At 73.0% G+C, this 19,824-nt stretch carries 20 protein-coding genes; 14 read left to right on the top strand and 6 right to left on the bottom strand.

Going from position 1 to position 19,824, the window contains the following annotated elements:
* Positions 1 to 80 precede the first annotated feature (80 nt).
* Genes SJY07_RS10075 through SJY07_RS10065 form a run of 3 tightly spaced genes read left to right on the top strand, consistent with a single transcriptional unit; the run spans position 81 to position 1,292 of the window.
* Positions 81 to 413, top strand: a complete 333-nt coding sequence (locus tag SJY07_RS10075; protein ID WP_380158795.1) for a hypothetical protein — start codon at positions 81 to 83, stop codon at positions 411 to 413.
* A gap of 43 nt (positions 414 to 456) precedes the next feature.
* Positions 457 to 789 (top strand): hypothetical protein, encoded by a 333-nt coding sequence (locus SJY07_RS10070; protein WP_380158794.1) that lies wholly within the window; start codon positions 457 to 459, stop codon positions 787 to 789.
* Positions 768 to 1,292 (top strand): hypothetical protein, encoded by a 525-nt coding sequence (locus SJY07_RS10065; protein ID WP_380158792.1) that lies wholly within the window; start codon positions 768 to 770, stop codon positions 1,290 to 1,292. Before SJY07_RS10070 ends, SJY07_RS10065 begins: the two co-directional genes overlap by 22 nt.
* 2 nt (positions 1,293 to 1,294) lie before the next feature.
* Here the strand turns inward: SJY07_RS10065 and SJY07_RS10060 are convergent, their stop codons facing one another.
* Positions 1,295 to 1,792, bottom strand: a complete 498-nt coding sequence (locus tag SJY07_RS10060; RefSeq protein ID WP_380158790.1) for a DinB family protein — start codon at positions 1,790 to 1,792, stop codon at positions 1,295 to 1,297.
* 46 nt (positions 1,793 to 1,838) lie between these two features.
* On the opposite strand from SJY07_RS10060, the gene SJY07_RS10055 reads away from it, so the two are divergent.
* From SJY07_RS10055 to SJY07_RS10040, 4 genes are all read left to right on the top strand, one after another.
* Positions 1,839 to 2,582 carry a YqjF family protein gene (locus SJY07_RS10055; protein ID WP_380158788.1) on the top strand — a complete coding sequence of 248 codons (744 nt, stop codon included), beginning with the start codon at positions 1,839 to 1,841 and terminating at the stop codon, positions 2,580 to 2,582.
* A gap of 113 nt (positions 2,583 to 2,695) precedes the next feature.
* Complete coding sequence (locus SJY07_RS10050; RefSeq protein ID WP_380158786.1) at positions 2,696 to 4,045, top strand: hemolysin family protein; 1,350 nt, start codon at positions 2,696 to 2,698, stop codon at positions 4,043 to 4,045.
* Positions 4,042 to 5,073, top strand: coding sequence for a hemolysin family protein (locus SJY07_RS10045; protein WP_380158783.1), 1,032 nt, complete (start codon positions 4,042 to 4,044; stop codon positions 5,071 to 5,073). Before SJY07_RS10050 ends, SJY07_RS10045 begins: the two co-directional genes overlap by 4 nt.
* Positions 5,070 to 6,860 (top strand): alpha/beta hydrolase family protein, encoded by a 1,791-nt coding sequence (locus SJY07_RS10040; protein ID WP_380158777.1) that lies wholly within the window; start codon positions 5,070 to 5,072, stop codon positions 6,858 to 6,860. The genes SJY07_RS10045 and SJY07_RS10040 overlap by 4 nt, the downstream gene beginning before the upstream one ends.
* A gap of 82 nt (positions 6,861 to 6,942) precedes the next feature.
* Here SJY07_RS10040 and SJY07_RS10035 read toward each other — a convergent pair whose 3' ends face one another.
* The gene (locus SJY07_RS10035; RefSeq protein WP_380158775.1) at positions 6,943 to 7,509 is read right to left on the bottom strand and encodes a TetR/AcrR family transcriptional regulator; all 567 of its coding nucleotides are present in this window, start codon (positions 7,507 to 7,509) and stop codon (positions 6,943 to 6,945) included.
* Between the two features lie 87 nt (positions 7,510 to 7,596).
* Between SJY07_RS10035 and SJY07_RS10030 the strand changes: the two genes are divergently transcribed.
* A complete protein-coding gene (locus SJY07_RS10030; RefSeq protein WP_380158773.1) occupies positions 7,597 to 8,625 on the top strand; it encodes an aldo/keto reductase in 1,029 nt (342 codons plus the stop codon).
* A 10-nt stretch (positions 8,626 to 8,635) separates the two neighbouring features.
* Here SJY07_RS10030 and SJY07_RS10025 read toward each other — a convergent pair whose 3' ends face one another.
* The 3 genes from SJY07_RS10025 to SJY07_RS10015 are packed head-to-tail and all read right to left on the bottom strand — an operon-like array spanning position 8,636 to position 11,622.
* Positions 8,636 to 9,880 carry an Nramp family divalent metal transporter gene (locus SJY07_RS10025; RefSeq protein WP_380158771.1) on the bottom strand — a complete coding sequence of 415 codons (1,245 nt, stop codon included), beginning with the start codon at positions 9,878 to 9,880 and terminating at the stop codon, positions 8,636 to 8,638.
* A gap of 51 nt (positions 9,881 to 9,931) precedes the next feature.
* A complete protein-coding gene (locus SJY07_RS10020; RefSeq protein WP_380158769.1) occupies positions 9,932 to 10,408 on the bottom strand; it encodes a GNAT family N-acetyltransferase in 477 nt (158 codons plus the stop codon).
* Positions 10,405 to 11,622, bottom strand: coding sequence for an MFS transporter (locus SJY07_RS10015; protein ID WP_328294410.1), 1,218 nt, complete (start codon positions 11,620 to 11,622; stop codon positions 10,405 to 10,407). Before SJY07_RS10015 ends, SJY07_RS10020 begins: the two co-directional genes overlap by 4 nt.
* A gap of 214 nt (positions 11,623 to 11,836) precedes the next feature.
* Here SJY07_RS10015 and SJY07_RS10010 point away from each other — a divergent pair, with 214 nt between their 5' ends.
* Positions 11,837 to 13,405, top strand: coding sequence for a DUF4038 domain-containing protein (locus tag SJY07_RS10010; protein WP_380158767.1), 1,569 nt, complete (start codon positions 11,837 to 11,839; stop codon positions 13,403 to 13,405).
* A gap of 2 nt (positions 13,406 to 13,407) precedes the next feature.
* On the opposite strand, the gene SJY07_RS10005 is transcribed toward SJY07_RS10010, so the two are convergent.
* On the bottom strand, positions 13,408 to 15,042 hold the full coding sequence (locus tag SJY07_RS10005; RefSeq protein WP_380158765.1) for an ABC-F family ATP-binding cassette domain-containing protein: 1,635 nt from the start codon (positions 15,040 to 15,042) through the stop codon (positions 13,408 to 13,410).
* Between the two features lie 58 nt (positions 15,043 to 15,100).
* Between SJY07_RS10005 and SJY07_RS10000 the strand changes: the two genes are divergently transcribed.
* The 5 genes from SJY07_RS10000 (at position 15,101) to SJY07_RS09980 (ending at position 19,797) form a co-directional block, all read left to right on the top strand.
* A complete protein-coding gene (locus SJY07_RS10000; protein ID WP_380158763.1) occupies positions 15,101 to 15,838 on the top strand; it encodes a class I SAM-dependent methyltransferase in 738 nt (245 codons plus the stop codon).
* 192 nt (positions 15,839 to 16,030) lie between these two features.
* A complete protein-coding gene (locus SJY07_RS09995) occupies positions 16,031 to 16,288 on the top strand; it encodes a hypothetical protein (RefSeq protein ID WP_380158761.1) in 258 nt (85 codons plus the stop codon).
* A gap of 55 nt (positions 16,289 to 16,343) precedes the next feature.
* Positions 16,344 to 18,041: an FAD-dependent oxidoreductase gene (locus tag SJY07_RS09990; protein ID WP_380158759.1), complete on the top strand. Its 1,698-nt coding sequence runs from the start codon at positions 16,344 to 16,346 to the stop codon at positions 18,039 to 18,041.
* The gene (locus SJY07_RS09985; RefSeq protein ID WP_380158757.1) at positions 18,038 to 19,450 is read left to right on the top strand and encodes a sensor histidine kinase; all 1,413 of its coding nucleotides are present in this window, start codon (positions 18,038 to 18,040) and stop codon (positions 19,448 to 19,450) included. Before SJY07_RS09990 ends, SJY07_RS09985 begins: the two co-directional genes overlap by 4 nt.
* The gene (locus tag SJY07_RS09980; protein ID WP_328294417.1) at positions 19,447 to 19,797 is read left to right on the top strand and encodes a UBP-type zinc finger domain-containing protein; all 351 of its coding nucleotides are present in this window, start codon (positions 19,447 to 19,449) and stop codon (positions 19,795 to 19,797) included. The genes SJY07_RS09985 and SJY07_RS09980 overlap by 4 nt, the downstream gene beginning before the upstream one ends.
* Positions 19,798 to 19,824 lie beyond the last annotated feature (27 nt).

Below are 19,824 nucleotides of genomic sequence, written 5' to 3'. Positions count from 1 at the left end.
CCGACTTCATCACCGCCGGTCGCTGACGCCTCTCGAAGCGACCCAGCACCGACCGCCGACGTGATCGATAGCGTGGGGTCGTGACGACACCACGGAAGGCACGCTGGTCGGAGTGGGTGCTGGTCGCCGTCTTCGGGGTCCAGACGGCCATCTCGGTCGTGGATCGGGAGTGGGGGCGCGCGCTCGCGCCGGGGATCTTCTTCGTCGGGTTCGCGGGGCAGTTGCTCTTGCACCGCCTGAAACGCCCGACCGCGGCCACCACGGTCCTCCTCGTCGCGATCGTGGCCGTCTTCGTGGTCTCGATCGTGCGGCACACGTGGTGGCTGGCCGGCGTCCTGGGCGTCGGGCTGCTTGCCTTGGCCGGCATCTGGGGGACGACCTGGTGGGTCGGACGCCGCGCCACCCAGGCGTGACCCGGGGCTCAACCCAACCGTCTGCGACGCCGATCTCTGGACGGTGAGTCGACGCGGACAGGTCTTGACGGTCTCGACGGCTGCGGCGGTCTCGGTCGCGTCGCTCGTGGCGCTGTCGATCTCGACGCACGCCTCGATGTGGTGGCTCTACCGGGACGGACTCGCCCACCTCGCAGGGCTCGACCCGCAGACGGCGTGGGGGTTCCCACCCGCCGAGGCGCCCCGGGTCCTCGACTCGATCGGGCAGTCGGTGGGGTTCCTCGTCCCGTTCGTCGCGGTGGTCGCCCTCGGCACGGCGCTGGCCCTGGCGGGCCGCCGGTGGTGGGTGCCGTCGTCGGACTCGACCTCGCGGGCGTGGTCGACGGCTTCCCCCTGACCGGGGGTCTGCTGCTGCCTGCCGACCCGAGCCGGGCGACGTTGCCCGCGGGATGGCCGTGGGACGAGATCGCCCTGGACACCGGGCTGGCCCTGCTGCCGGTCCTCGTCGCGGCCCTGACCCGCCTCCCCGTGGCGGCGACCCGGCCCGCGCTGCGTCGTCCTGTCGTCGCGGCGTTCGTCGTCCTGATCGTCGGGACGGTCCTCCACCCTGTCGACCTCGACGCGGCGGCGGTGCTGCACGCGGCGCTCGTCGTGCTGGTCGTGGTGTCGACGGGAGTGGTCGCGGCGGGTCGCACGAGCCGCCAGCTCGTCTACGGCGTAGCCGTTCTCGTGGTGCTCGTCGCCGTGCGGGCCCTCCTGGGCGGTTCCGGGTTCCCCGTCCTCGGGGTCGTGACGGTGCTCGCGGGAGCGGTCGCCGTCCTCGCGACGCCCTCGCTGACGCGCGCGTGGGTACGGTCCTTCCGTTCCGGCGAGGGGGTCACACTCTCCGAGGTGCGGTGACGCTACTCCCCGGTGCGTCCGTCGAGACACTCCCGCAACAGGTCCGCGTGCCCGGCGTGCCGGGCGTACTCCTCGATCAGGTGCACGAGCACGTCGCGGACGCTCACCGGACCGTCGCGGTGCGGCACCTCGCGGCCGAGGTCGGCTTCGGGTAGTTCCGCCAGCCACGCGTCGGCGGCTGCGACCTCCTGCCGCCAGGTGGCGAACGCCTCCGTCACCACCGCGTCGTCGGCCACCGCGCCGGTGAAGGCGAGTTCCGGGTCCTCCTCGGTCCAGTAGAGCCGCGGGGTCTCGGGACGCTCGGCCAGGGTCCGGGGGAACCAGTCGCGCTCCACCTTGGCGAGGTGGCGGACGAGGCCGAGCAGGCTCAGTGAACTCGGCGGCACGGACCGGGTCGCGAGCTGCCCGGCGTCGAGGTCCTCGCACTTGCGCTCGATGACCTCGCGGTAGTGGCTGAGGTAGTCCAGCAGGGTGGCCTTCTCGCCCACGGTGTCGCTCACGGCGGCTGACTCTGCCGAGTGAGGCCGGAGGGGGCAAGCTCACCCCGTGATCGACCGTCTTCCGCCCGTGACCGCCCCGGCCCTCTCGGGGCCGGTGATGATGCACCAGCACTGGGACGACCTCGCCTTCCTGCACTGGGCGGTCGACCCGGCGCTCGTCGCCCCGCACCTGCCGCCCGGGGTCCGCCCGGACGTCCTCGACGGCGTCACCTACGTCGGGCTCATCCCGTTCACCCTGCGCGGGGCCGGACCGGGGCGGGCTCCCGCGGTGCCGTACGCGGGGACGTTCCTGGAGACGAACGTGCGGCTCTACTCCGTCGACGACGAGGGCCGGCGCGGGGTCGTCTTCGCCAGCCTCGACGCGACCCGGCTCGCGGTGGTCCTCGGCGCGCAGACGGCGTTCGGGCTGCCGTACCGGTGGTCGCGGATGCGGCGGGCGGAACGGGTCCGCGACGGTGCGCGCGAGCTGGCGTGGACGTGCCGGACCCGCGCGGGCGTGCGCAGCCGGATCGCGGTCCGCCTCGGCACCGAGCGGGTGGAGGATGAGGTCGCGGCGTTCGTGACCGCCCGGTTCGGGCTGCACGTCGCCTACCGCGGGCGCACCTGGTGGGTCGCGAACGAGCACGAGCCGTGGCCGTTGCGCAGCGCCGAGGTGCTGGTCCTGGAGGACGGGCTGCGCGCGGCGGCGGGGTTCGACCTCGCCGGACCCCCCGACCACGTCTGCTTCGCGGAGCGGGTCACGACGCGGTTCGCGCTGCCGCGGGAACTCCCCGGCACCCGGACCCGTTGACCGGGCACAGACGCTCCCGAACACCCAGGAAGGAACGCCGCCGCCGTGCGCGACGACGCTCGATCAGACGACCCCCCGAGTACGAACCTGCCTGAACCTGCGGGGGTGGTCCGGTGACGGACGTCCTCGCGTTGCTCCTGGGCGTCGTGGTGGTCCTCGCGATCACCGTGGTCACGGGCTACTTCGTGGCCCAGGAGTTCGCCTACATGTCGGTGGACCGCTCGGGGCTCAACGCCCGCGCCGCCGGCGGCGACGCCGGCGCGCAACGGGCGCTGAAGGTCACCAAGCGGACCTCGTTCATGCTCTCCGGCGCGCAGCTGGGGATCACCGTGACGGGCCTGCTCGTCGGCTACGTCGCGGAACCCCTCATCGGGGAGTCCCTCGGCGCGCTGCTCGGCGGCGTCGGGATCCCGGTCGGGGTGAGCGTCGGGATCGGCGCGGTGTTCGCGCTGGTGTTCTCGACCGTCGTGCAGATGCTCTTCGGGGAACTGTTCCCGAAGAACCTGGCGATCGCGAAACCCGAACCCGTCGCGACCTGGCTGGCGCGCTCCACCCTCGGCTACCTCAAGGTGTTCGGCTGGCTCATCTGGTTCTTCGACCAGGCCTCCAACGCCCTGCTGCGGGCGCTGAAGATCGAACCCGTCCACGACGTCGAGCACGCCGCGACGCCCCGCGACCTCGAGCACATCGTCGAGGAGTCGCGCGACAGCGGTGACCTCTCCCCGGAACTGGCGGTGATGCTGGACCGGATCCTCGACTTCCCGCAGCGCGACGTGGAGCACGCGATGATCCCGAGGTCGCGGGTCGACACGGTCACCGAGTCCGACGACCTCGGCCTCGTCCGCGCGCTGATGGCCGTCGGGCACTCCCGCTACCCGGTGCTGGCCCAGGGTTTGGGGGACGTCATGGGGGTCGTGCACCTCGCCGACCTCCTCGCCACCGAGGAACCCGACACCGCCCCGGTGACGCGGATCATGCGGCCCGCGCTGGTGGCCTCGACGATGACGACGCTGCCCGACGTCCTGCGCCAGTTCGGCGCGACCCGCAACCAGCTCGCCTGCGTCGTCGACGAGTACGGCGGTTTCGCCGGCGTCGTGACGGTCGAGGACCTCGCCGAGGAACTCGTCGGCGAGATCACCGACGAGCACGACGAGGCGCGTCCCGAGTACGTGCCGGTCGAGGGCGACGGGATCTGGGAGATGTCCGGGGAGGTGCACGTCGACGAGGTCGAACGTGCGCTCGGCGTCGACCTGCCCCGCGGGGACTACGAGACGATCGCCGGGCTGGTCATCGCCACCCACGGCGGTCTGCCGGAACCGGGGACGGAACTGCACGTCGAGTTGCCGGTGGACCCCGGCGAGCTCGACGCCGAACCCCGGACCCTCAGCGTCCGGGTCCTGACCGTCGAACGCCACGTCCCCGCCCGGGTGCGTCTGGAACTGCCCCAGGAGGGAAGCCGGTGACCGACAACCCGTTCGTCATCGTCCCGGTGACCCTCGTCATCGTCGGGCTCAGTGCGTTCTTCGTGGCCGCCGAGTTCGCCCTGCTCGCCGCGAAGCGGCACCGGCTGGAGGACGCGGCCGGGACCGCCGCCGGCCGTGCAGCGCTCAAGAGCGCCTCGGAACTCACCGTGCTGCTGGCCGGTTCCCAGCTCGGCATCACCGCCTGCACGCTGGCGCTCGGCGCGATCAGCAAACCCGCCGTGCACCACTGGCTGACGCCGGCGTTCGAGGCGGTCGGGCTGCCGGCCGTCGCGGCCGACGTGCTGGGGTTCGTGCTGGCCCTGTTCGTCGTGACCTTCGTGCACCTCGTCGTCGGCGAGATGGCCCCGAAGTCGTGGGCGATCGCCCACCCGGAGCGGTCCGCGCTGCTCCTGGCCCTGCCGATGCGCGGGTTCATCTGGGTGTTCCGTCCGGTGCTGCTGCTGCTGAACTCGATGGCCAACGCCCTGGTCCGGCGGGCCGGGGCGGAACCCGCCTCCGAGGTGGCCGCCGGGCACAGCCCCGACGCGCTGCGGCACCTGCTCGAGCACTCCACGAACGTCGGCGCGCTCGACGCCGGGTTCTCCGAGCAGTTGTCCGGCGCGCTGGAACTGGAACGGCTGACGGTGCGGGAACTGCTCGGTTCGGTGCCGGTCTGCGTCCCCGCCTCGGCGAGCGTGGACGAGGTCCGCGAGGTCACCCGCCGCACCGGGCACCTGCGGATCCTCATCGGCTCGCCCGAGCGCATCACGGGGGTCGTGCACGTCCGCGACACCCTCACCGAACCCGACGGGACCCCCGTCACGCCGTTCGTCCGGCCGGCGTTCACCCTGGACGCCGACACGAGCGTGCACGTGGCGTTGACGCGGATGCGCGAGACCCGCCACCACCTGGCCGTCGTGACGAGTCACGCCGGAGGGGCCGAACACGTCGAAGGGGTCGTCACGCTGGCCGACGTGCTGCGCCGGTTGTTCCCCCGCGAGGGGTCGGTGGCACGATCGGTCGGGTGACCGAAGCTGACGTGCCCCGCTGGGAGAAGCGTTTCCGTGCCGGCCGGGTGGGCCTGCCCGAGTGGGCGGAGGACGCACCGGACCGGTGCGTCGTCGAGGCGACCGTCGCGGGGGTCCTCGAGGTGCACTCCTTCGAGGCCGCGTCGGGGGAGTTGCGCCGCCTCACCGACCGCCCGGAGGGCACGTCGAGCGCGACCATCGACCACGCGGGGGAGTTCGTGTGGTGGTTCGACGACACCGCGGGCGACGAGTACGGCGTGTGGCGGCGCCAACCCTTCGGGTCCGCCCCGCGAACCTCCGTCGAGGACCCGCTGGGGTTGCCGCCCGCCTACCCGGCGGGTCTGTCGATGGGGCGCAGCGGGGTCGTCGTCGTGGGTTCGCAGGACGACGACTACGGCACCCGCATCGACGTGGTGCGCGACGGGCGGGCGCGGCGGGTCTACGAGCACCGCGAGGACGCCTGGGCCGGTGACCTCTCGCCCGACGAGCAGTGGCTCGCGATCGCGCACTCCGAGCACGGCGACTCCCGCCACCCCGACCTGCGGGTGCTGCTCCTCGCCGACGGGTACACCGTCGCCGAACTCTCCGACGGCCCGGGCAAGGGCGTGTCCCCGCTGGGTTTCTCTCCCGTCCTGGGCGACCCGCGCCTGCTCGTCGAGCACGAACGCTACGGCCGCGCGGAACTGCTGGTCCTCGACGTCCTGACCGGGGCGGAGACCCCCGTGGAGCTGGGGGTCCCCGGCGAGGTCGCGGGGGCGGAGTGGACCCGGGACGGTTCCGGCCTCGTCGTCCTGCTCGACCACGAGGCCCGGACCCTCGCGCACCGGGTCACCCTGGGAACCGCTGCGGTGGAAGCGATCGGGCCGACCACGGGGAGCGTCGGCGGCGCGACCGCCCGTCCCGACGGCGACGTGTGGTTGACCTGGTCCTCCTCGGCGACGCCGTCCGTCGTGCGCAACCTGGCCGGTGACGTCCTGCTGCGGGCGCCCGGGGAACCGGCGCCGGAGTCCGTCGAGGTCCGCGACGTGTGGGTCGAGGGGGAGGGTGGGCGGATCCACGCCCTGCTCCGCCTCCCCGCTGGGGCGGACGGTCCAGTGCCGGTGCCATTGCCGCTGGTCGTCGAGGTCCACGGCGGCCCGACCGCGCACGACACCGACGCGTTCCGGCCCTACTGCGCGACGTGGGTCGACGAGGGTTTCGCCGTCGTCCAGGTGAACTACCGCGGGTCGACGGGCTACGGCTCGGTCTGGCGCGACGCGCTGGAGGCGCGGGTCGGGCACGTCGAACTCGCCGACATCGCGGCCGTCGCCGACCACCTCGTCGCCGAGGGGATCGCGGACCCGCGGCGGTTGGTGCTCGCGGGGGCGTCCTGGGGTGGGTTCCTCACGCTGCTGGGGCTGGGCACCCAGCCGCAGCGGTGGGTGCTCGGGCTGGCCGGGGTTCCCGTCGCCGACTACGTCGCGGCCTACGAGGACGAGATGGAGGGGTTGAAGGCCTTCGACCGGTCGTTGTTCGGCGGGTCCCCGAGCGAGGTCCCGGAGAAGTACGCCGACTCCTCACCGCTGACCTACGTCGACGCCGTCACCGCGCCGGTACTGGTGCTGGCCGGTCGCAACGACCCCCGCTGCCCGATCCGGCAGATCGACAACTACCTGGAGCGGCTGGACGCCCGCGGCGCGACCCACGAGGTGTACCGCTACGACGCGGGCCACGGCTCGCTGCTCGACGACGAGCGGGTCCGGCAGATGCGGGTCGAACTCGACTTCGTCCGCCGCCACCTCCTCTGAGGCCCGCGGAAACAACACTTTCCGCCCTCACGAGTCCGCTCGTGAGGGCGGAAAGTGTTGTTTCCGCGCGGCCGGGGGCGGCTCAGGAGGGGGCGGGGGCGCCGAAGCGGAGGCCGTCGACGAGGAGGGCGACCATCCGGTCGGTGTGCTCGGGGTCGCCCTCGGCGGGGATCGACAGGTTCGCGACGGCAGTCAGCAGGTCGTGGGCGTCGACGTCGCGCCGGATCCCACCGGCCGCGGCGTCGAGGAGCGACTCCAGGGCCGGGAGGTAGCGCGCCCGGAAGTAGGCGGGCAGGGGCTCGAAGGCCGGATCGCCGGAGTGCAGGGCCGCGGCGAGGCCGCGCTTGGTGGCGATGAACCGGGTGAACCGGAGCAGCCAGGCGAGCAGCGCGTCCACGGGCGGGAGCTCGGCGGCGAGGCGGGGGGCCTCGTCGGCGCAGGCGTCGACCTCGTGGGTGAACACCGCCGTCACCAGGTCCGAGCGCAGCGGGAAGTGCCGGTAGACCGTGCCGACCCCGACGCCGGCCTTCGCGGCGATCTCGCGGACGGGGGCGTCGACGCCGGCGGTCGCGAAGACCTCGCGGGCCGCGGCCAGCAGCGACTCCACGTTGCGGCGGGCGTCCGCCCGCACCCGTCGTTCCTCCGCCACCGGACCCCCTTGCCTAAACGGAACGTCGTTCCGTACAGTTGCGGAAGCACGTTCCGCTTACGTCGATGCTACCCGTTGGAGGGTCCCGTGCAGTACCGCAACCTGGGTCGAACCGGAATCAAGGTCAGCCCCTACGCCCTCGGCACGATGATGTTCGGCGCGATCGGCAACCCCGACCACGAGGACTCGATCAAGATCATCCACAAGGCGCTCGACGCCGGGGTGAACGTCGTCGACACCGCCGACTTCTACTCGAACGGCGAGTCCGAGGAGATCCTCGGCAAGGCGCTGAAGGGCCGTCGCGACGACGTCGTCCTCGCGACCAAGTTCCACCTGCCGATGGGGGAGGACCCGAATATGCGGGGGAACTCCCGCCGCTGGATCACCACCTCCATCGAGAACTCGCTGCGCCGCCTCGCTACCGACCACGTCGACCTCTACCAGGTCCACCGGCCCGACCCCGAGACCGACGTCGAGGAGACGCTGTCGGCGCTGACCGACCTCGTCCGGGCCGGCAAGGTCCGCGCCATCGGGACCTCGAGCTTCCCGGCCAGCGAGATCGTCGAGGCCCAGGTCGTCGCCGAACGGCGCGGGCTGCAGCGCTTCCGCACCGAGCAGCCGACCTACTCGATCATGAACCGCGGGATCGAGAACGAGGTCCTGCCGGTGACGCAGCGCTACGGCATGGGGACGCTGGTCTACTCACCGCTCGCCGGCGGGATGCTCACCGGCCGCTACCGCAAGGGGCAGGAGACCGACGGTCGCCGGGCCGCCTACGGATTCAAGTACCTCAGCGACGAACGCCGCCTCGACGTCGTCGAGGAACTCGTCACGCTCGCGGCCGACCTCGGCGTGCAGCTCACCCACCTGGCGATGGCCTTCGCGATCGCCCACCCGGGCGTGACGTCGGCGATCATCGGCCCGCGCACGATGGAGCAGCTCGACGACCTCCTCGCCGGCGCCGACCTCCACCTCGACGACGCCATGCTGGACCGGATCGACGAGATCGTCCCGCCCGGCACCGACGTCAGCCCGCTCGACATGGCCTACCGGACGCCGCCGATCCTCACGCCGTCGCTGCGGCGCCGTCCGGCGCAGGAGCGCCCCGCGGCCTAGTGGGAAGAGGTCACCCCGTGAAGGTCAGCCAGAGCAGGGCGACGTTGAGCACCACGACGGCGACGACGGCGACCGTCGCGGCGACCTGGGTGCCGCGGCGGTTGGCGTGCTCGCCCATGAGCTCGCGGGAACTCGTGAGCCGGACCAGGGGGATCAGCGCGAACGGGATCCCGAAGCTCAGGACGACCTGGGAGACGACGAGGGCGCGGGTCGGGTCGACCCCGATCCCCAGGCACACCAGCGCCGGGATCAACGTCACCACCCGGCGGACCAGCAGGGGGACCTCGATCCGCAGCAACCCCTGCATGATCACCGCGCCGGCGTAGGCCCCGACGGACGTCGAGGCCAGACCGGAGGCCAGCAGGCCGATCGCGAAGAACAGGGCCGCGCCGGTTCCGAGGTGGGTGGCCACGGCGGCGTGCGCGCCCTCGAGAGTCTCGGTGCCGGGGACTCCGCGGAGCGCCGAGGCCGCCAGCAGCAGCATCGAGATGTTCACCAGACCGGCCACGACCAGCGCCGCGACGACGTCGATCCGGGTCGCGCCGAGCACCCGCCGGCGCTGCTCCGGGGCGACGGTGCCGTGGTGGTCGCGGGCCATCGCGGAGTGCAGGTAGACCGCGTGCGGCATGACCGTCGCGCCCAGCATGCTGGCCGCGATCAGGACGGTCTCGGAGCCGGCGAAGCGCGGGACGAGGCCCTTCACGGCCTCGCCCGCGTCGGGCGGTGAGTAGAAGTTCCCGGACACGAACCCGATGACGATGACCAGCAGCAGTCCCATGATCACGGCCTCGAACCGGCGCACCCCGTTGCGGTGCTGCAGGGCGAGCACGGCCACCGACACGACGCCGACGATGACCCCGCCCAGCAGCAGCGGGATGTGGAAGAGCAGGTGCAGGGCGACGGCGCCACCGATGACCTCGGCGAGGTCGGTGGCCACCGCGACGAGCTCGGCCTGGGCCCAGAAGGCCAGCCGGGACTTCTGACCCAACCGGTCCCGCAGCACCTCCGGCAGCGTCCGGTCGGTGATCACGGCGAGCTTGGCCGAGAGGTACTGCACGAGGACGGCCATCGCGTTCGCGACGACGAGCACCCAGAGGAGCAGGTACCCGTACCCGGCGCCGGCCGTGAGGTTCGCGGCGACGTTGCCGGGGTCGACGTAGGCGATGGCCGCGACGAACGCCGGCCCCAGCAGTCGCAGCAGGGGTCGGCGTCCGGCGGTGCGGGCGGGCGCGTCGGCGCGGGCGTCCGTCGTCATCGCAGCATCATGGCAGAAGTTCGGAGCACCGAACTCTGGAGTTCGGTGGCGTCAGAGGTTTTTCGTGTAGCAGACGCTCAGGGGGCTGTCCGCCCACGGACCGAAGTTCGTCGTGGCCCGTTCGTAGCCGAGGCGTTCGTAGAGGGCCATGGCCTCGGGTTGCTTGGTACCCGTCTCCAACCGCACCCGGGTGAACCCGTCCAGACGGGCGGCGGCCTCGTAGGCCGCGACCAGGGCCGTGGCCACGCCCCGGCCGCGGAAGTCGTCGTGCACGAAGACCCGCTTCATCTCCGCGGTGGCCTCCCAGCCGGCCTCGGTCACCGCCTCGCGGGCGATGCAGCCGGCGGGGACGCCGTCCACGAACGCGACGAGGCAGACGGCGTCGTGCGCCAGGGTGTAGTCGTCGTCGGGTTCGCCGGGGACCCGGTAGCGGCGGTTCAGCTCGGCGACCGCCGCCACGACGAGGGCGTCGAGGTCGGGGTCGCCGAGCGTGCGTCCATCGATCTGCAGGGTGGTCGAGCTGGTCACGAATCCACGGTGTCACGGACCCCGCGACGACGCTGCGAGGGGATCGCGGCGACCTCCGGGTCGAGCGGGGCGCGACCGTTCTTGTCCACGCGGGTCGCCTCACCCAGGATCGCCAGGCCGAGCAGCGCCAGGACGAGGGCCACCAGGGCGGTCGAGGCGTAGCCGAAACCCCCGTCGATGGCGAGGCCGCCGAGGAAGGCGCCCATCGCGTTGCCCACGTTGAACGCGGCCTGCATGGCCGCCGAGGCCATCGAGGCGCCCCCGCCGGCGGCGGTGATGCCGCGCGTCTGGATCGGCGCGGACATCGTGAACCCGGTGAAGGCGAAGAGGAACACGCCCACCGCGACGGCCACCTTGCTCTCCGCCAGCAGGTAGACCGCACCGAACACCACGACCTGGGCGACGAAGCCGACAGCCAGGGTCCGGTAGGGGCGCCAGTCGGCGAGCCGGCCACCGAGGACGTTGCCGAACGTCGCCCCGAGCCCGAAGAGGATCAGCACCCAGCTGACCGAACCCTCGGAGAACCCGGCGACCTCGGTCAGCAGCGGCGAGACGTAGCTCAGGACGGTGAACATGCTCGCGAACCCGACCGTGGTGATGGCCAGGGTCCACCACACCTGGCGGCGGCGGAAGGCAGCGAACTCCGAGCGCAGCGATCCGGTGCGGGTCTCGACCTCGGGGACGAGGGCCAGGATCGAGGCGATGGTCACCAGGCCGATGATCCCGACGAGGGCGAAGGTCAACCGCCAGCCGAGCTGCTGGCCGACGTAGGTGCCCAGCGGCACCCCGACGACGTTCGCGACGGTCAGCCCGGTGAAGACCAGGGCCAGGGCCTGACCCTGACGTCCGGGCGGGGCGAGCTTGCGGGCCACGACGGCGCTGGCGCCGAAGAAGGCCCCGTGCGAGAGTCCCGACAGGAAGCGCGCCCCGATGAGCAGGTGGAAGGTCGGCGCGAGCGCGGTGGCGGCGTGACCGAGGACGAACATCCCCATCAGGCCCGTCAGGACGCGCTTGCGGGGCCAGGAGTGGGTGAGCGCCGTCAGCGTGGGCGCACCCACGACGACGCCGAGGGCGTAGGCGGTGATGAGCCAGCCGGCGCCGGCGATGGAGACGCCGAACGTCGCGGCCATCTGGGGCAGCAGCCCCATGGCGACGAACTCGGTCGTTCCGATCCCGAAGGCGCCGACGGCGAGGGCCAGGATGGCGATGGGCACGGGTGGGGATCCTCTGGTGCGGGGGTGGACAGGGGCGTTCGACCAGTGCTCCGTCGCCTGTCGACACCTCGATCATCGCCCGCCGCCGCGGGTCTGTTCCAGCCCGGCGGGACGCCGTCCCGAAATCGTTGCGTCCCAGACCCTCCCGGGCGTGGCCGGAAGACCTCAGGAACCCCTCAGGGCCGCTCGGGCGGGTGGGAGACAGACTGGCCCCGTGACGACGGCGACACTCCCGACCGCACCCTGGCGTCCGGTCGAGCTCACCCTGACCGCCCGGCAGGACCACCTCGACCCCTACGGCGGGCTCGACGTGCACGTCGTGTTCAGCCACCCCGACGGCCTCGTGCTGCGCCGTCCCGCGTTCTGGGACGGTGGGCGCACCTGGCGGGTGCGCTTCTCCTCCCCGGGCCCCGTCGGGGAGTGGAGCTGGACCAGCTCCGCGAACGCGCCGGACCCGGGCCTGCACGGGGTCAGCGGCACCGTCGTGATCGGCGCCGACGCACCCCGCGGACGGTTCGAGCGGCACGGGTTCTGGCGGATGTCGGAGGAGGGACGTCACCTCGTCCACGCCGACGGCACCTCCGCGCTGCTCGTCGGCGACACCGCCTGGGCCCTGCCCTGGCGCGCCACCCCCGAGCAGGTCGAGGTCTACGCCCGCGACCGCGCCGCCAAGGGGTTCAACGCCGTCCTGCTCATGAGCCTGCAACCGGACAGCGACGCCCGGGGACCCGAGGACCGCGGCGCGGACGAGGGGTTCGGCGTCGCCTTCGACGACCTGCCGCAGGCCACGTTGCGGGCACTGCGGCCGGACTACTTCCAGGACCTCGACCGCCTCCTCGACGTCCTGCGCGCCCACGACCTCGTCCCCGTCCTGCAGCCGGTGTTCCAGGGGTTCGGCTGGAAGGGACTGCGGGCGGCCGGTGGGACGGTGCCGCCGCAGGAGTACGCGCGCTACTGCCGCTACCTCGTGGCCCGCTACGGCGCGGGCCCGGTCGTCTGGCTCGTCGGCGCCGACGGGAGCGGGGAGGAACCCCAGACCCTGGCCGGGGGTCGGGAGGTCCAGGAGTGGGACGACCACCGCCACCCGACGGGGATCCACTACCGCCCGTTCGCGCACAACCGGGCCCACCAGGACGCGGACTGGCTGGACTTCCAGTGGTGCCAGACCGGTCACCGTGGCGACCACGTCCCCGAACGGGTCGCGGACATGGCCCGCAACCGGCCGGAGAAGGCCGTCGCGAACGGTGAACCGAGCTACGAGAACACCGGCCGTTCCGGGTTCAACGCCGGCTGGTGGCAGGGCCACGAGGCGTGGAGCAACCTCTGCGCAGGCGCCGCCATGGGTGTCGTCTACGGGGCGGGCAGCCTGTGGCAGTGGCAGCTGCGTCCCGACGAGGCCGGGCAGGCGACGTTCTTCAGCGCGCCCGGCGCGGGCTGGCGGGAGGCCCTGGACTTCGAGGGATCGAGCTACCCCGGGGTCCTCGGCCGGGTCCTGCAGGGGCTGCCGTTCACCGGTGCCCGTCCCAGCTGGGAACACAGCACCCTGCCCCGCGGGCTGATCGTCCCGGGCCGGTTCCTCCTCGTCTACGCCCACGACGGCGGCGACGTGCGGGTGGTCCGGGGGGCGGAGGTGCCGCGGCCCTACCGGGTCATCGACCCGACCACCGGTGAGGTGCTGGCCCGCGGGGTGCGCGAGGAGGAGGACGGGACGATCCCCGATCCCGGTGGCGCGCCGCGGGTCGTCGTCTGCTGCGACGACTTCAGCGGTTCCGCGATCGCCTGACGTCAGAGTTCGCGGACCCGCCCCTCCTCGACGGCGAAGCGGCGGGTCACGTGGACGGCCTCCAGCAGGCGGCGGTCGTGGCTGACGAGCAGCAGGGTCCCGGCGTAGCTCTCCAGCGCCTGTTCCAGCTGCTCGATGGCCGGCAGGTCGAGGTGGTTCGTCGGTTCGTCGAGCACGAGGAGGTTCACCCCGCGGGCCTGCAGCAGGGCCAGGGCCGCGCGGGTGCGCTCGCCCGGCGAGAGGCTCGACGCCGTCCGGGCGACGTGGTGCTGACCGAGGCCGAACTTGGCCAGCAGGGTGCGGACCTCCGCGTCGGGCCAGTCGGGGACGGCGTCGGAGAACGCGCGGGCCAGCGGCTGCTCGCCGAGGAACAACCCGCGGGCCTGGTCGACCTCACCGACCGCCACCCCGGAACCCAGTGCGGCGGAACCGGAGTCGGGCGCGAGACGACCCAGCAGCAGGTTCAGCAGGGTCGACTTCCCCGCGCCGTTGGGGCCGGTGACGGCGACCCGGTCGCCGACGTCGATCTGCAGCGTGACCGGCCCGAGGGTGAAACCCCCGCGCTGCACGACGGCCTCCCGGGTGCTCGCGACGACCGTCCCGGAGCGAGGAGCGGCCGCGATCTCCATCTGGAGCTTCCACTCCTTGCGGGGTTCCTCGACCACGTCGAGGCGCTCGATCATCTTGTCGGTCTGCTTGGCCTTCGCAGCCTGCTTCTCGCTGCCCTCGCGCATCTTGGCCCGGATGTTCTTGTCCGGGTCGCCCTTGCGGACGGCGTTCTTCACACCCTGCGCCATCCAGCCGCGCTGCATCCGGGCGCGGGCCTCGAGCCCGGCCTTCGTGTCGGCGAAGTCGTCGTAGGCCTCGCGGGCGTGGCGACGCTGCACCTCGCGTTCGGCGAGGAAGGCCTCGTACCCGCCGCCGACGACCCGCACGACCTGCTGGGCCAGGTCGAGTTCCACGACCCGGTCGACGGTGCGGGCCAGGAACTCCCGGTCGTGGCTGACGACGACGGCGGGGGAGCGCAGTTCGGTGACGAACTTCTCCAGCCGGGCCAGACCGTCCAGGTCGAGGTCGTTGGTGGGTTCGTCGAGCAGGAACACGTCGTAGCGCGAGAGCAGCAGCGCGGCCAGCCCGGCGCGGGCGGCCTGCCCGCCGGAGAGCGACGTCATCGCCGCGTCCGCGGAGACGGTCAGCCCGAGGTCGGCGAGGACCTCGTCGGTGCGTTCGTCGAGGTCCGCGCCGCCCAGGTTCAGCCAGCGGTCCAGGGAGTCGGCGTAGCGGTCGTCGGCGCCGGGCCTCCCCTCGGCCAGGTCGTCCGCGGCGTCGTCCATCTGCTGCTGGGCCTCGGCGACGCCGGTGCGCCGGCCGAGGAACTGCGCGACCGACTCACCCGGGCGGCGTTCGGGTTCCTGCGGCAGGTAACCGACGGTCGCGCTCGGCGGCGACAACGAGATCGTGCCCGTCTCGGGGGTGTCCTGGGCCGCCATCAGCCGCAGCAGCGTCGACTTCCCTGCGCCGTTGGCCCCCACCAGCCCGACGACGTCCCCGGGCGCGACGACGAGGTCCAGACCGGAGAACAGCGCGCGGGTGCCGTGGGCGGCGCTGAGGTCCTTGGCGACGAGGGTTGCACTCACCGGACCATTCTCGCCCGTCGCGCGACCCGTCGTCGCTCACGTTTCCCCGGGGCGCAGGATGGTGACCGTGGACGCCACCCAGCACGCCCGGTCCTTCGGCGCGGCCGCCGACTCCTACGCCCGGGCCCGGCCCGGCTACCCGCGCGACGCGGTCGACTTCCTCGTGGGGGACGCGGCCCGGGTGCTCGACCTCGGCGCGGGAACGGGCAAGTTCAGCCAGGCCCTCGTCGCGACGGGGCACGAGGTCGTCGCCGTCGAACCCTCCACCCGGATGCTCGCGCAGCTGCGGGAGGTCCTGCCGGAGGTCGAGGCGCACGAGGGCTCGGCGGAGGCGACGGGGCTGCCGTCGGCGTCCGTGGACGCCGTGGTCGTGGCCCAGGCGTGGCACTGGGTGGACGCCGCACGGGCCGTGCCTGAGGTGGCCCGGGTCCTGCGTCCCGGCGGGAGCCTCGGCCTGGTCTGGAACGTGCGCGATGACACCGTCGACTGGGTCCGCCAGGTCTGGGACCTGGCCCAGCGCGGGCAGGAGCAGGAGATGCGCACCGACACGACCGAGGTCGGCCCGCCGTTCGGCGCCGCCCACCGCTTCGGGACCCGGTTCGAGCACGTCACCGACCGGGCCGGGATCCTCGACCTCGTCGCCTCCCGCAGCTACGTCATCGTCCTGCCCGAGGACGAACGCCGCGACCTCCTCGCCGCCGTGGCGGACGTCCTCGACGAGCATCCCGACCTGCGTGGCCGGGACGAGGTCCGCGTCCCGTACCTGACGCACTGCACCCGGTTCACGCTCCGCTGAGAGCCGTCCGGGCGAAACCCGAGCGGGATCACGCCCCGTGACGGCAGACTGCCCCTCAGGTGCCGGGGGGCACCCGGACGAGCGAACGGCCGGGGGGCTGACATGACGGTCACGAGGATGGAAGGTGCCCACGGGCACCGCACGACTCACCGCACGAATCACCGCACGAGTCACCGCACGAGCGATCTCGAGGTGCGCCGCGACCCGCTCCGGGCCCGCGCCCTGGCCGCGGCGGGTCTCTCGCTGCTCTGGCCCGGCCTCGGGCACGCGTACCTGGGACGGACGTCGACCGCCGTCGCGTTCGTGATCGCCCAGGTCCTCGTCGTGGTGCTCTCGGTCATGCCCGGCTTCTGGCGCGTGACGGCCCCGGTGTGGGTGCTGCTGGTGGTCAGCTCCGCGTGGAGCGCCGCGCGGACGGCCCGGCGCGACGCACGGGCATCCGTCGACTGACTGCACTCCCGGCGGGCCACTTGACCCGCGTCCGGGCGGATGACAGTTTCCGGGCGTGGCAGAACTCGAGGACACCGCCGGTGCCGGTGCGGCACCGCGCCCCGTCCTGCTGACCGTCGACGACGACCCGGCCGTCTCCCGGGCGGTGGCCCGCGACCTGCGCCGCCGCTACGGCCGCGAGTACCGGATCGTGCGCGCGGAGTCCGGTGCCGACGCGCTCGGCGCCCTGCGCGAGCTGAAGCTGCGCGGGGAACCCGTCGCGGCGGTCCTCGCCGACTACCGCATGCCGCAGATGGACGGCGTCGAACTGCTCGAGCAGGCGATGGACCTCTTCCCCACCGCCCGCCGGGTGCTGCTCACCGCCTACGCCGACACCTCCGCGGCGATCCGGGCGATCAACGACGTCGACCTCGACCACTACCTGCTCAAACCGTGGAACCCGCCGGAGGAGAAGCTCTACCCCGTCCTCGACGCCCTCCTCGAAGGCTGGCGGGCGATCCCGGCGCGGCCCGTCGACGAGGTCGTCGTCGTCGGCGACCGGTGGTCGGCGCGGTCCTTCGCGGTGCGGGACTTCCTGGCGCGCAACGAGGTCCCCTACCGGTGGCTGCTGGCCGAGCAGCCCGAGGCCGTGCGTCTCATGAGTGCCGTCGACTCCACGCGCCTGCCCGTCGTGGTCGCCCCCGGTCCCGACGGTCCCGTCGTGCTCGTCGACCCCGACGACACCGCCCTGGCCGAGCACGTCGGGCTCTCGACCCGCCCGCAGCAGGACTTCTACGACCTCGCCATCGTCGGCGGTGGTCCCGCCGGGCTGGGCGCCGCGGTCTACGGCGCCTCCGAGGGGCTGCGGACGGTCCTCGTGGAGGAGCACGCCACCGGCGGGCAGGCCGGGCAGAGCTCCCGGATCGAGAACTACCTCGGCTTCCCCGACGGCCTCTCCGGCGCGCAACTCGCCGACCGGGCCCGGCGACAGGTCGCGAAGTTCGGCGCCGAGACCCTCGCCGCGCGCAGCGTCACCGCCCTGGAGACCTCCGGCGGCGCGCACGTCGTCCGCTTCGCCGACGGCACCAGCGTCGCCGCGCACACCGTCCTGCTCGCGACCGGGGTGTCCTACCGGACCCTGGAAGGACCCGGTCTCGACGAGTTCACCGGCCGCGGCGTCTACTACGGGGCCGCGTTGAGCGAGGTGAACGCCTGCGCCGAGGAGGACGTCTTCGTCGTCGGCGCCGCGAACTCCGCCGGGCAGTCCGCGGTGAACCTCGCCCGCTCGGCCCGCAGCGTCACGATGCTCGTGCGGGGACCCTCGCTCGAGGCGTCGATGTCGTCCTACCTGGTCGAGCAGATCCGGGCCCTCGACAACGTCCACGTGCGCACCTGCACCGAGGTCGTCCGCGCCGCCGGCGACGGGCACCTGCACTCGATCGTGGTGCGGGACAGGCAGTCCGGCCAGGAACAGGAACTCCCCGCCACCCACGTGTTCGTCTTCATCGGCGCCTCCCCGCGCACCGGGTGGCTGGAGGGGACCGTGCAGCGCGACGCCCACGGGTTCGTCGTCGCCGGCCCCGACCTGCACCTCGTCGACGGACGCCCACCCGGCTGGACCCTGGACCGCGCGCCGTACCACCTCGAGACCTCCGTCCCGGGGGTCTTCGTCGCCGGCGACGCCCGCGCGGATTCCGTGAAGCGGGTCGCGTCCGCCGTGGGTGAGGGAGCGATGGCCGTCATGCTCGTCCACCGCTACCTGGCCCAGTCGTGAACCCCGCCGTGAACCCCGACGCGAACCCCGACGCAAACCCCGCCGTGCGGCTCGCCCCCGAGGAACTGCAGACCCTCTTCCTCTTCGAGGAGCTGTCCGAGGAGCAACTGGGGATGCTGTCGGCGACCGGGGAGGTCGTCGACGTCGCGCCCGGCCCGCTCTACGCCGAGGGCGAGAAGGCCACCTGCTTCTACGTCCTGCTCTCCGGTGCCATCGCCCTCTCCCACCGCGGGAACGGCACCGACGACCTCGAGGTCGGCCGCACCCGCCAGCGCGGCGTCTACTGCGGCGCGTGGGAGGCCTACCTCGGCGACGACGCACCCGAGGGGTACGGCTCCTCCGTCCGCGTCCTCGAACCCGCCCGCTTCTTCGTCCTGCCGGCCTGGAAGTTCGGCAGGGTCGTCCGTGAGTGGTTCCCGATGGCCGTCCACCTGCTGGAGGGCCTGCGCATCGGGATCACCGAGGCCCAGGAACTCATCGGCGCTCGCGAGCGCCTGCTGGCCCTCGGCTCGCTGACCGCGGGACTCACCCACGAACTCGGCAACCCGGCCGCGGCGCTGGCCCGGACCCTGGGGCAGCTGCAGGAGGGCCTGGACGTCCTCGCACCTCCCGTCCCCGTGACCGGAGCCGTTGCGGTGCCGCGTGATCCGCTGGGGCGCGCCGAGGCGGAGGACCGGCTGCTGGACGTCCTCGACGAGCTGGGGGTGGCCGAGCCCGACGACCTCGCCCCGGTCCTCGTCGAGCACGGGGTCAGCGCGGAGTTCCTCGGGTCGCTGGGTGGGCGGGCCGCCGTCGAGGCGTACGCGCGGGGGTTGTCGGTGCGTTCCCTCGTCGCCGAGGCCGCCGCGGCGTCGGCCCGCATCAGCGCGCTGCTGGCCTCGGCGGGCAACTACGCCCAGCTCGACCGCGCGGCCGAGGGGTGGGTCGACGTCCGGGAACTGCTCGACGCGGCGATCGAGATGCTCGGTGCGGGAGCCGGCCGCGCGGTCGGCAACGCCCACGTCGTGAAGGACTACGCCGACGTGCCCGAGCTGCTCGGGCAGGCCGGCGAGCTCGGCCAGGTCTGGACCAACCTCCTCGACAACGCCCTCGACGCGCTGGCGCCGGGACCGGGCACGGTCACCGTGCGGGTCCGCGACGGGGACCCCGGGGTCGTGGTGGAGATCGCCGACGACGGACCGGGGATCCCCCCGGAACTCCTGGGCCGCATCTTCGAACCCTTCGTCACCACGAAGGACGTCGGTCAGGGGACCGGTCTCGGCCTCGACATCGCGTGGCGGATCGTCGTGCACCGCCACCACGGGCGGCTCGGCGTCACCAGCGAACCCGGCAACACCGTGTTCCGGGTGTGGCTGCCGCTCACCTCAGAACCCCCCACGTCCGAGCTCTCGTCCGGAGGAGAACAGTGACCGAACCGATCGACCCCACCGCCGCCCCCAGCGGCCCCGGCTGCGCCGACTGCGAGGTCTCCGACCCGCAGGGCTGGTGGTTCCACCTGCGCCGTTGCGCCGCGTGCGGGCACGTCGGCTGCTGCGACTCCTCGCCCGGCCAGCACGCCAGCGGCCACGCCGCGTCCTCCGGGCACCCCGTGGTGCGCTCCTACGAACCGGGGGAGGAGTGGTTCTACGACTTCGGCACCGAGGAGACCTTCGAGTCCGGTCCGGACCTCGCCCCGCCGCTGAACCACCCCGAGGACCAGCCCGTCCCCGGCCCGCACGGCCGCGTCCCCTGGAACTGGACGACGCTGCTGCACTGAGGCCCCCGGATCCCGCGGAAACAACAC

Origin of the sequence: Kineococcus sp. R86509 (genome assembly GCF_042466365.1) — a bacterium.
Classification (GTDB): domain Bacteria; phylum Actinomycetota; class Actinomycetes; order Actinomycetales; family Kineococcaceae; genus Kineococcus.
This window is presented reverse-complemented; position numbering and strand designations above follow the sequence as displayed.